Below are 11,868 nucleotides of genomic sequence, written 5' to 3' on the forward strand. Positions count from 1 at the left end.
GTGGCTGCATCCAATCAAATGCCTTCCGGACATTTTCTGAACAAAGAGGAATCCTTCATGTACGACCGCGAAGCGCGGTTCAAAATGGAGGACACCATGAACGCCGCGCGCATCGAATATACCGAGAAGGGTGTCATGCACATGGCGTCCCGCCGGTGCGACATCATCCGTATCTCGAAGAGCGGCGCGGTTCTGGCAATCCTGACGCATTTCAACCTGCCGAAGCAGTTTTATCTCGATATCCCGGATGCGCGGATCACCAAGGTAGGCTGCATGCTGATGCGCGTGAACGCCAACAACACGGTCGAGGTTCGCTTCCTGCGTCTGGTCAACGACAAGGAACTGAACAAGATCTTCGTCTACAGCACGCATCCGGCCCATCGCGATCGCGTCCTCGATATTCGCGGCTGATTTCTTCCGACTGCCGAAAAGCAAAAGGCCCGCGAGCTGTCTCGCGGGCCTTTGTCGTTTTGATCTGCCTTGCGGTCTAGTGGAAGAGAACGCTGGCGCCGCGATCGGAAGCGCCGACTGAGCGGCGGAAGGGTGCGAAAAGCTCGCGGCCCATGCCGAATTCGTTCTCCGAGAGATCGGCAACGACCGGCTCGCGCTCTGCCATGTCAGCGGCGTCGACAAGCACCTCAAGCGTGCCGGCGATCGCATCGAGGCGAATGATGTCGCCGTCCTTGATGCGGGCGATCGGACCGCCATCGACGGCTTCCGGCGTCACGTGGATTGCTGCCGGCACCTTGCCCGAAGCGCCCGACATGCGACCGTCCGTCAACAACGCGACGCGGAAACCGCGGTCCTGAAGCACGCCGAGCGGCGGCGTCAGCTTGTGCAGTTCCGGCATGCCGTTGGCCTTCGGCCCCTGGAAGCGGACGACAGCGATGAAATCCTTGTTCAACTTGCCATCCTTAAAGGCGTCCTGCAGTTCCTGCTGGCTGTGGAAGACCACCGCCGGCGCCTCGATGACATGCCGGTCGGCCTTCACGGCGGAAATCTTGATGACAGCCTTGCCGATATTGCCGCGAAGCATCTTCAGGCCGCCATTGGCCTGGAAGGGTGTTTCGATGCTGGCGAGCACCTTCGGATCGACGCTCTTCTCCGGCGCCGGCTCGCGCACGATCGCGCCGTTGTCGCCGAGACGCGGGTCGATGGTGTAGGCCTGCAGCCCGTGGCCGAAGACGGTACGCACGTCGTCGTGCACCATGCCCTGCTTCAGCAGTTCCTTGATGAGGAAGCCCATGCCGCCGGCGGCGTGGAAGTGGTTCACATCGGCAAGCCCGTTCGGATAGACGCGCGCCAGCAGCGGTACGATCTCCGAGAGCTCGGCGATGTCCTGCCAGGTCAGCTGAATTCCTGCCGCCCGCGCCATCGCGACGAGGTGCAGCGTGTGGTTCGTCGAGCCGCCGGTGGCGTGCAGACCGACGACGCCGTTGACGACCGAGCGCTCGTCGATCATCTCGCCGGCCGGCGTGTATTCATTACCCTGCGCGGTGATCGCAAGCGCGCGCTTGGCGGCTTCGCGGGTAAAGGCATCGCGCAGCGGCGTGCCCGGATTGATGAAGGAGGAGCCGGGCATATGGAAACCCATGATCTCCATCAGCATCTGGTTGGAATTTGCCGTGCCGTAGAAGGTGCAGGTGCCGGGACCGTGATAGGACTTGGACTCGGCTTCCAGCAGTTCGGCGCGGCCGACTTTGCCCTCGGCATAGAGCTGGCGAACGCGCGACTTTTCGTCGTTCGGCAGGCCTGAGGTCATCGGACCGGCCGGCACGAAGATCGCCGGCAAATGGCCGAAGGAGAGGGCGGCGATGACGAGGCCCGGTACGATCTTGTCGCAGACGCCGAGGAAGAGCGCGGCATCGAACATGTTGTGCGACAGGCCAACGCCGGCTGCCATCGCGATCAGGTCGCGGGAGAACAGCGAAAGCTCCATGCCTGGCTGACCCTGGGTGACGCCGTCGCACATCGCGGGAACAGCGCCGGCCACCTGTGCGATACCGCCTGCCGCCGCCGCTGCCTCGCGGAGGATCGCCGGATAGCTCTCGAACGGCTGATGCGCGGAAAGCATGTCATTGTAGGAGGTGATGATGCCGAGATTGAGCACACGGTCACCCGCAAGTGCATCCTTCTCGGCGGGGGAACAGACCGCGAAGCCGTGCGCAAGATTGGCGCAACCGAGAACCGAGCGGTTTACGCTCTTCGAAGCCGCATTGCGCAGGCGCTCCAGATAAAGTTCGCGCGTCGGCTTCGATCGCTCGACAATACGGGCGGTGATCGCAGAAATGCGTGCATTAGCGGACATGGGAGGTATCCTGCCTTCGTTGCTCTTCAAATTTTCGTTCGCGGCGGCTGCTGAGTTCTACGGAGCCCAGTAGACTTCGACCGGGCTCGCTGCCCGTCGCAGAATGGCGCGGATTGGCATCTCTGCCTCGTCGCCCGCGCCTTCAGCCTTCGTCAGGACGTCCTTCTTGCTGTCGCCTTCGATATGAAGCACGAGCAGCTTTGCATCCTGGAGGCTGGAGAAGGTGAAGGTCAGCCGCAGTTCACCCGCGCCGTCAGCCTCCATGGTAATGATACCACGCGGCGTCTTCGGGTCGAGGGCGGCTTTCAGGTTGCTGCCGCCGGGGAAGAACGACGCGGTGTGGCCATCGCCCCCCATTCCGAGGATCGCAACATCGAAGGGGTTTCCGATCGTGGCGGTGGCATCGCTCGCCAGTTTCGCGGCATCTTCGACCGACGCCGCCGCCTGGTAGAGCGGCAGGAAATTCGCGGCCTTGGCCTTGTTCTGCAGGAGGTTTTCGGCAACCAGCAGATGGTTCGAGCGCGGGTTGTCGGCCGGGACAAAGCGTTCGTCCACCAATGTGACCGTCACTTTGGCCCAGTCGAGATCACGCGTCGAAAGTTCCTGGAAGAAGCGCTTCGGCGTCGAGCCGCCGGAGACGGCAACGGTTGCCGTTCCCCGAGCGGTGATTGCTGCGGCAAGCGACGCAGCGACGTTGTCGGCCAGTTTGCGAGCCAGTTCTGCGCCATCGGCAAAAGCATGCATCGTCGCTGCCATCGTCTTGATCCTTAGAGGTTGTCGTGCCAGGTGCGGCCGTCACGCTCGATGAGCGCGATCGACTGGCTGGGGCCCCAGGTGCCGGCCGTGTAGCCCTGAACCTTCTGGCCGGTGGATTCCCAGCCTTTCAGGATCGGGTCGACCCACTGCCATGCCGCTTCGACTTCGTCACGGCGCATGAACAGCGTCTGGTTGGAACGGATGACGTCCATCAGCAGCCGTTCGTAAGCGTCCGGATTGCGAACCTGGAAGGCATCCGCAAAGCTCATGTCGAGCGAGACGTTGCGCAGGCGCATGCCGCCAGGGCCCGGATCCTTGATCATCAACGACTGCTTGACGCCTTCGTCAGGCTGCAGGCGAATGATCAGCTGGTTCTGGTTGATGCGGCCGGCCGACTGGTCGAAGACCGAGTGCGGGATCGGCTTGAAGGTGATGACGATCTCAGACATGCGGCCGGCAAGGCGTTTGCCGGTGCGGATGTAGAAGGGAACGCCGGCCCAGCGCCAGTTGCCGATCTCTGCCTTGATGGCAACAAAGGTCTCGGTGTTGGAAACGCCGCCTTCGAGTTCTTCAAGGTAGCCCTTGACCGGACCGCTCGCCGAAGCACCGGCGCGGTACTGGCCGCGGACAGTGTTGACCTCGACATTCGAAGCGTTGATCGGCTTCAGCGCGCGCAGCACCTTCAGCTTCTCGTCCCGAACGGCTTCGGAATCCATTGAGGAAGGGACTTCCATCGCGACCAGGCAGACGAGCTGCATGATGTGGTTCTGCACCATGTCGCGCAGTGCGCCGGCGGTGTCGTAGTAGCCCGCACGACCTTCGAGGCCGACCGACTCGGCCACCGTGATCTGCACGTGGTCGATATGGTTGGCGTTCCACAGCGGCTCGTAAAGCGCGTTGGCGAAGCGCAGAGCCATCAGGTTCTGCACCGTTTCCTTGCCGAGGTAGTGGTCGATGCGGAAGATCTGTTCTTCCTTGAAGACCTTGCCGATCGTGTCGTTGAGCGACAGCGCGGAGGCGAGGTCGCGACCGATCGGCTTCTCGACGACGATGCGCGTCGACTTGGTGATGAGCTTGTGGTCATGAATCTTCTGCGAAATGTCGCCGAAAATGCCCGGTGCAACAGCGAGATAGAAAGCGCGAACGCGATCCTTGCCTTCGTCGAGCAGTTTTTTCAGCTGATCCCAGCCGGCATCCGAACGCGCATCGACTGGCACGTAGTACAGGCGCTTCAGGAACTTCTCGACTTCAGCCTCGTCGTATTCGCCCTTCTTCAGGTGCTCCTTGAGAGCGTCCTGGGCGAACTTGCGATATTCTTCATGCGTCAGCGGACTGCGCGAAGCGCCGATGATACGGGTGGGTTCGGTGAACTGGCCCTCGATCTGACGATGGTAGAGGGCTGGCAGCAACTTGCGTTCCGCAAGGTCGCCGCTGCCGCCGAAAACGACATAATCAAAGGGTTCAACGGGGATGATTTGGCTGCTCATGAGCTTGTCTCTCAATCAGACGGGTTATTGGCTCTTTAATCTAATCGATTTAAAAAAGCCAGTGTGCGATGCAATGAATCTCTCGGAAACAGGTTTTAGATCGAATTGCCGCGCGATGAAATCCGCAATCTGACTAAAACTTGTCGCGCAACGCAAACCACGAGAGCGCCAGGAAAAGCAGGGGTGCACGCATCGCCGGACCTCCCGGAAAGGCCGGAATATCGAGCGACTTGAAAAGATCGAGATCCGCTGATTTTCCAAGAACGGTTTCCGCGTAGAGCTTTCCGCAATAGTTGGACAACATAACGCCATGGCCGGAATAGCCGCCGATCGATGTCACGCCCGGCATGACCTCGCGCACGAAGGGTTGGCGCGGCATGGTGATGCCGACCGAGCCGCCCCAGGCATGGCTGATCTCGATATTGCCGAGCGCCGGATAGATCTCCGCGATCTGCCGGCGGATGTGCTGGGTAATGTCGCGCGGATTGTCGGCCGTGTAGGCTTCGCGACCGCCAAACAGCAGCCGTCCGTCCTTCGACTTGCGGAAATAGCGCACGACGAAGCGTGAATCAGCCACCGCCTCCGCCCCGGGCAGCACCTCCGGGTGCTTGTCGAGTGGCACGGTGGCGCCGATGAAGGAGCGGATCGGCATCACGTGGCTTGCCGTCACCGGCTCCAGGTTGCCGATATAGCCGTTGCAGGCGATCAGCGCCTTGTCGGCGGTGATCGTGCCGCGCGACGTCTCGATCATCACCTTGTTGCTGCCGCGCAGGATCGCCGAAGCCTTCGTCATCTCGAAGATCTGCGCTCCGGCATTGGCCGCGACGCGGGCGAGCCCGATCAGCAGCTTCAGCGGGTGGATGTGGCCGGTCCCGGTGTCGCGAACGCCGCAGAAGTAGCGCGTCGAACCGAGCCGCTCCTGCGTCTCCGTCTTGTCCATGAAGCGCAGATGCGGATAGTTGTAGCGCATCGCCGCGATCTCGGCGTTCTCGTAATAGTCTGCCTTGTAGCTCTCCTTGTGCGCCACGTTCATCTGACCCGGCATGTAGTCCATGTCGATCTGATGTTGCGTGGCGAAGTCGAGGAGGTGCTGCTTGGCGGCCTCGGCGAGATCGAACAGGGCGCGGGAACGCTCGTAGCCGATCTTTTCCTCAAGCTCTTCCGGCCACCAGCGCTGGCCGGTGCCGAGCTGCCCGCCGTTCCGGCCGGAGGCGCCGTCGCCAAACCTGCAGGCCTCGATCAGAATTACCGAGACGCCCGACTTGGCGAGATTGTAAGCCGCCTGCAGGCCGGTGTAGCCCCCGCCGATGATGGCGACGTCGCATGTCTTCGACCCGTCCATTTCTGAATAGGTCGGCCGCTCGCCCGATGTTGCCTGGTACCACGAAATTCCGGGCGCAATGGGGCTCTGCCATCTCTCCTGCGATGTCATGACCGAGCCCTCCCTACACGTTCAGCAGAAGGAATTCGCGCTCCCAGGGGCTGATCACCTGCATGAAGGTTTCGAACTCTCCACGCTTCACGCCAGCATAGATGCCAAGGAACTCCTTGCCGAACACTTCCTCGAAGGCTTCCTCGTCTTCCATCAGCGCGACCGCTTCCAGCAGGCCGCGCGGCAGGTCGATCGAGCCCTCGTTGGCCGTATCCTCTGTCGGTGCCGTCGGTTCGATGCCCTTCATGATACCGAGCAGGCCGGAAGCAAGCGAGGCCGCAAGCGCGAGATAGGGATTGGCATCCGAACTCGGCAGCCGGTTTTCCACGCGCCTTGCCTGCGGATCGGACACCGGCACGCGGAATGCCGTCGTGCGGTTGTCGTAGCCCCAGGCGTTGTTGACGGGCGCCGACATGTCGGGCGTCAGCCGTCGATACGAATTCACATAGGGCGCCAGCATCACCATCGAGCTCGGCACGTATTTCTGCAGGCCGCCGATGAAGTGGAAGAACTCGCGGGAGGCCGAACCATCGGGGTTCGAGAAGATATTTTTGCCCGTCTCGCTGTTGACCACGGACTGGTGGATGTGCATTGCCGAACCCGGCTGCCCCTGCATCGGCTTGGCCATGAAAGTGGCATAGATGCCATGCTTCATCGCCGCTTCGCGGATGGTGCGCTTGAACAGGAACACCTGGTCGGCAAGCTCGATCGGATTGCCGTGACGAAGGTTGATTTCGAGCTGCGCCGGACCTTCCTCGTGGATCAGGGTATCGATCTCGAGGCCCTGCTTTTCCGAGAAGTGATAGATGTCGTCGATCAGTTCGTCGAACTCGTTGATGCCGGCGATCGAATAGCCCTGGCCACCGAGGATAGAGCGGCCGGAGCGACCCTTCGGCGGATGCAGCGGATAGTCAGGGTCATCGTTCTTGGCGACGAGATAGAATTCGATCTCGGGCGCGACGATCGGCTTCCAGCCGCGGTCGGAATAAAGCTTCAGCACGCGCTTCAGCACGTTTCGCGGCGTGTATGGGACTTCTTCCCCATCCACGCTGACGATATCGCAGATCACCTGCGCCGTCGGGTCGGTTTCCCAGGGAACGACCGAAAGCGTTGAAAGGTCAGGCACCAGCTTCAGGTCGCTGTCGCGCGGCTCGTAGCGGAAGCTTTCCGTTTCATCCGGATATTCGCCGGAGATGGTGTGGCGATAGATTGCCGATGGCAGCGCAAGAGAAGTGTTCGAGGTGAACTTGGAGCTCGGCATCATCTTGCCGCGCGGGACGCCCGCGAGGTCAGGCGTGATGCATTCGATGTCTTCGATGCCGCGTGCCCGCAAGAACTGTGCTGCTTCCTTCCAGTTTGCAACGCCGCGCTGATGTCCGGGATCCGGGGGTGTTTTTTTCGAGGCGGATACGTTTCTGGCAGGCTTCAGCGTCGTCTTTTTTGGGGACATGACACACCGGTTTGCGTTGATCTCGGCGGCATCATAACCAGAGTTTGGCAATTGGCGAGGGGGGAGGGCACGTTGACTTTCGCCCATTGATGGAAAAAGAAGACGTCTTTCGACAAGGGAAATGGTTTTGCAGCGAAAAAGCGATGTGATCGTCATCGGCGCGGGCGCCGCCGGCATGATGTGCGCCATTCGCGCTGCCCAGCGCGGGCGCTCGGTTGTCGTTCTCGATCATGCAAAGTCGCCGGGCGAAAAGATCCGCATTTCAGGCGGTGGGCGCTGCAATTTCACCAATATCCATGCCGGCCCGAAAAGCTTCCTGTCCGCCAATCCGCATTTCTGCAAGTCGGCGCTGGCGCGCTTCACGCCGTCGGATTTCATTGCCATGGTCGATCGCCATCGTATCGCCTGGCACGAGAAGACACTTGGCCAGCTGTTTTGCGACGACAGTGCCAAGGACATCATCCACATGCTTCTCGACGAGATGCGGGCCGCTGGCGCAACGCTGCATCTGCGCACCGAGATCGGTGATGTGGAGCGCAGCAGCGATGGCTTCCGCGTCTCGACCTCCGAAGGGGCATATGAGTGCAGCTCGCTGGTCATCGCGACCGGCGGCAAATCCATTCCGAAGATGGGCGCGACCGGTTTTGCCTATCGCATCGCCGAGCAATTCGACCTTCCGCTGGTTGAAACGCGGCCTGGCCTCGTGCCGCTGACGCTGGATCAGGCAACGCTCGAAAACCTTTCCGAACTGTCGGGCATATCGGCGCCCGCCGAAATCCGCCACGGCAAGACGGGGTTCCGGGAAGCTCTGTTGTTCACCCATCGGGGCCTCAGTGGTCCAGCGATCCTGCAGATCTCCTCCTTCTGGCGCGAGGGTGACGACATCACCGTCGATATCGAGCCCGACGTCGATCTGTTCGAGCATCTGAAGGCGGCAAAGAAAACCAATGGCCGGCAATCGGCGCAGACGGCATTGGGCGAGATTCTTCCGAAGCGGCTGGCGCAATATCTGACCGAGCGGGCGGGCATTGCCGGGCATATGGCCGATCTCTCCGACAAGGCTCTGTTGCGTCTCGCTGACGCTGCGCAGAATTGGAAGATCAAGCCGTCGGGCTCGGAAGGATACCGGACGGCCGAGGTCACGCTCGGAGGCATCGACACCGCGGCTCTCGATTCCCGCACGATGCAGGCGAAGAGCGTTTCCGGCCTTTATTTCATCGGTGAATGCGTCGACGTGACCGGATGGCTCGGCGGCTACAATTTCCAATGGGCCTGGGCATCGGGTTTTGCCGCCGGTGAATCTTTGTAGAGGCAAAAGCGAGGGTATAGATTCAATAGTTCTTAAGGAGGGTGCGCCATCCTGCCTCAATGACAGCTGAAATGAGCTTCCTAAATAAAGCTTTACGTACCAACTGTTTTGTTGGATTGTTGTGTCAGAGAGAAGTGAGGTTCTGCCGATGAACAGGAACACACGACGCGCACGCGCCATTGCAATTGCCCAGACCAAGCCTGACAGCCGCGTGACGGCCTTGCGATACCTGGTGCTTTCTCTCAGTGCTTTCTCCGCGATCGCCGCGCTTCTCCTCGCGCGCGTTTTCTAGCACACTCCGGAAGGTCGATACGCTGGTTTGGCGGCAACAATGGCCGCCATCTGGTCGATAAATCGATTTGAATGCCGGTTTCTGCCATATACGCTTATCCGAAAATTAATATCTCCTCTGCGACAGTTGGTGGATGATTTATAGGGACGCTTGACGCTTGGCGTTGAGCGCTATGGCAATGATTGCCGTCCGGGCTAGCGTCCGGGAATCCCCGTTGTTCCAAAAAAAGCAGCTCGATGCACTCGGTCGATGTCGTTGAACGGCATCGATGGGAGGAGTGGTGTATGGAAGGCCGGAACCGCCATGTTTATTGATAGGATTCTTTCCCGCTTTAAGATCAAGACAAAAGTATTGATCTTTGTACTGCCTTTTGTTGTCAGCATTTCAGCGGTGGGCCTTACGGGTCTTTATGCCTCAGGCTTGCTGCAGGGGCGCATGGAGATTTCCAACAGCGTCCTCCAGTCCCTGAGCGGGTTCAAGGATCTTTACGGTTCGATGGACGACTTCCTGCGCATCACCAGCCAGGATGCGCGTGACAAGCTCTACAGCGACATCGGTACGCAGCAGGATACGCTGGGCTCGACCCTGAAGCAGATCGGCGAAAACGCCGGACGCGACAACCTGCAGGCGGCAAAGGACGGAACGGCGGGGATTTCTGATACCGTCGGCAAGCTCTGGACGCTTCACGAGCAGGAACTTTCCCTGCGCAAGAGCATCGACGACGCGCAGAAGGTCATGATCAGCAGCCGGTTCAACGTTAACTACGACGCCCAGCAGCTGGAAGAGAATATCCGTAAGGACGAAGGCAATGCGACCGCGACGCTGCGCGCCGCCGATCGCCTGTTGAAGGGTGGAGATACCCTTGCCGGCGTCATGGCCGATTTCAGCAAGGCGCAAGCTCCAGCCGACAAGCTGAAGGTCGTGACCGATGCGGTCCCCGCGATTTCCAAGGCGCAGCGCCTGATCGAGATTTCGGTTCCGCAGAACCAGAAGAGCATGACGCAATCGCTGTCGCAGACGATCAGCGACGTGAAGGCGCAGGCGACCGCCGCCGATGCAGGCACGGATGAGGCGATCGCCAATCTCGGCCGCCTCGTATCGCGCTTCCGCCAAATGTCGACCTACACACAGCTGACGGCCACGCAGATGATGCGCGAAGCCACCACGACCTTCGTGGAGCTCGACAGCCGCATCGCGCAGACCAATTCCGTGCTCGAGGACACACGCCGGCTTGAAAGCGCGATCTATTCCCTGCAGCTCGTGCTCGGCGAATTTGCCGCCAAGCCGACGAAGGAAAATCGCGTCCGCCTGCATCAGGAAATCGCGACGCTCGGCACCAATCTGAATACGCTGCTTGCCAGCGCCAAGGGCATGAATTTCGCGGAAGATATCGTTGCCGCGATGTCGCCGGCGCTCGCCTCGATGGACAAGGATGCGCAGAGCCTCGTCGACACGATCGACCAGCGCGTTGCCGACTATGCTTCGGCGCGTCAGCAGCTCGATAGCGTCTGGGGTGAGTTGACGGCCTTCGCCGAGCTGCAGAAGCAGACCGCCGGTGCCGAGCGCACCCAGGCCAACGGCATCTCGGTCCTGACGACTGGCCTCGGCATCGTTCTTTCGATCATCGGCGGCATCGCGCTGGTTCTGACGCTGCAGCGTCCGATCGGCCAGATCACGGCGGCGATGCGGCGTATCGCCGAGGGCGCCCTCGACACCAGCATTTCCGGCGAACAGCGTCGCGACGAGATTGGCGACATGGCGCGTGCTCTCGGCATCTTCAAGGACAATGCGATCTCGAAAATCCGTATCGAGGAGCAGAGCGAGGAAGAGCGCGCCGCGACCGACAGAGAGCGTCAGCGCAACGACGCCGAGAAGCGCGAAATGGATCGACAGATCGAGTTCGCCGTCAACGAACTCGCCGCCGGCCTCGAGCGCATGTCGCAAGGCGATATCTCGACCACGATCGACACACCGTTCATCGGTCGCCTCGAACAGCTGCGTCAGGACTTCAACGGCTCGATGCTGCGCCTGCAGGCCTCGATGAGCCAGATCCGCGACAATGTTCAGATGATCCAGGGCAACGGCAACCAGATGGCGCAGTCTGCCGAAGACCTGTCGAAGCGCACGGAACAGCAGGCAGCCTCGCTTGAGGAAACCGCCGCCGCCGTCGATCAGATCACGGCAACGGTGCGTTCGTCCGCCGAGCGCGCGAAGGATGCGGACCAGATCGTCCGCGCAGCCAAGCGCAGCGCAGACGACTCCGCCACCGTCGTCAACAATGCGATCGACGCCATGGGCCGGATCGAGGGCGCCTCACGCCAGATCGAGCAGATCATCGGCGTCATCGACGAGATCGCGTTCCAGACTAACCTGCTTGCGCTCAACGCCGGTATCGAAGCGGCGCGCGCCGGCGAGGCGGGCAAGGGCTTTGCGGTTGTCGCCATGGAAGTCCGTGAGCTTGCTCAGCGCTCCGCGGCGGCAGCTCAGGAAATCAAGGGGCTGATCAACAAGTCGACGACGGAAGTGAACTCCGGTTCGCAGTTCGTTCAGGAGACCGGCACAGTGCTTGCCAAGATCAGCGCGCAGATCGTCACGATCAGCCAGCATGTGGAAATGATCGCCCGCGCAAGCAACGACCAGTCGAGCGCGCTGCAGGAGGTCAATGCCACCGTCAATCAGATGGACCAGATGACGCAACAGAACGCGGCAATGGTCGAGGAAACGACGGCCGCGAGCCGCGGTCTTGCCGACGAGGCGGATGCGCTGCTGCACCTGATCCAGCAGTTCAAGATCGAAGGCGGGGCACCCCGCACGATCTACCGCGCGGCGTAATC

The 11,868-nt window shown here is 60.9% G+C and carries 9 protein-coding genes; 4 read left to right on the top strand and 5 right to left on the bottom strand.

The annotated features are described in order from the left end of the window. Window positions 1–57 precede the first annotated feature (57 nt). On the top strand, window positions 58–411 hold the full coding sequence (locus FZ934_RS00760) for a hypothetical protein (RefSeq protein ID WP_056825711.1): 354 nt from the start codon (window positions 58–60) through the stop codon (window positions 409–411). Window positions 412–487: 76 nt separating this feature from the next. On the opposite strand, the gene edd is transcribed toward FZ934_RS00760, so the two are convergent. The 5 genes from edd to FZ934_RS00785 all read right to left on the bottom strand — a co-directional run bounded on the left by edd (window position 488) and on the right by FZ934_RS00785 (window position 7,433). Further along, a complete protein-coding gene (edd, locus tag FZ934_RS00765; protein WP_153269497.1) occupies window positions 488–2,308 on the bottom strand; it encodes a phosphogluconate dehydratase in 1,821 nt (606 codons plus the stop codon). A gap of 57 nt (window positions 2,309–2,365) precedes the next feature. After that, entirely contained in the window at window positions 2,366–3,064 is a 699-nt protein-coding gene (pgl, locus tag FZ934_RS00770) for a 6-phosphogluconolactonase (protein ID WP_153269498.1), read from the bottom strand. A gap of 11 nt (window positions 3,065–3,075) precedes the next feature. Next, window positions 3,076–4,551 carry a glucose-6-phosphate dehydrogenase gene (gene zwf, locus FZ934_RS00775; protein WP_153269499.1) on the bottom strand — a complete coding sequence of 492 codons (1,476 nt, stop codon included), beginning with the start codon at window positions 4,549–4,551 and terminating at the stop codon, window positions 3,076–3,078. Between the two features lie 133 nt (window positions 4,552–4,684). Further along, window positions 4,685–5,983, bottom strand: coding sequence for an NAD(P)/FAD-dependent oxidoreductase (locus FZ934_RS00780; RefSeq protein ID WP_153269500.1), 1,299 nt, complete (start codon window positions 5,981–5,983; stop codon window positions 4,685–4,687). Window positions 5,984–5,996: 13 nt separating this feature from the next. Next, window positions 5,997–7,433: a glutamine synthetase family protein gene (locus FZ934_RS00785; RefSeq protein WP_153269501.1), complete on the bottom strand. Its 1,437-nt coding sequence runs from the start codon at window positions 7,431–7,433 to the stop codon at window positions 5,997–5,999. Between the two features lie 121 nt (window positions 7,434–7,554). Between FZ934_RS00785 and FZ934_RS00790 the strand changes: the two genes are divergently transcribed. The 3 genes from FZ934_RS00790 to FZ934_RS00795 all read left to right on the top strand — a co-directional run bounded on the left by FZ934_RS00790 (window position 7,555) and on the right by FZ934_RS00795 (window position 11,866). Then, a complete protein-coding gene (locus tag FZ934_RS00790; RefSeq protein ID WP_153269502.1) occupies window positions 7,555–8,742 on the top strand; it encodes an NAD(P)/FAD-dependent oxidoreductase in 1,188 nt (395 codons plus the stop codon). A 148-nt stretch (window positions 8,743–8,890) separates the two neighbouring features. Further along, on the top strand, window positions 8,891–9,034 hold the full coding sequence (locus FZ934_RS27695; protein ID WP_194273741.1) for a hypothetical protein: 144 nt from the start codon (window positions 8,891–8,893) through the stop codon (window positions 9,032–9,034). A 303-nt stretch (window positions 9,035–9,337) separates the two neighbouring features. Continuing rightward, window positions 9,338–11,866: a methyl-accepting chemotaxis protein gene (locus FZ934_RS00795; protein ID WP_153269503.1), complete on the top strand. Its 2,529-nt coding sequence runs from the start codon at window positions 9,338–9,340 to the stop codon at window positions 11,864–11,866. The last annotated feature ends 2 nt before the right edge of the window (window positions 11,867–11,868 follow it).

Origin of the sequence: Rhizobium grahamii, from assembly GCF_009498215.1 — a bacterium.
Classification (GTDB): domain Bacteria; phylum Pseudomonadota; class Alphaproteobacteria; order Rhizobiales; family Rhizobiaceae; genus Rhizobium; species Rhizobium grahamii_A.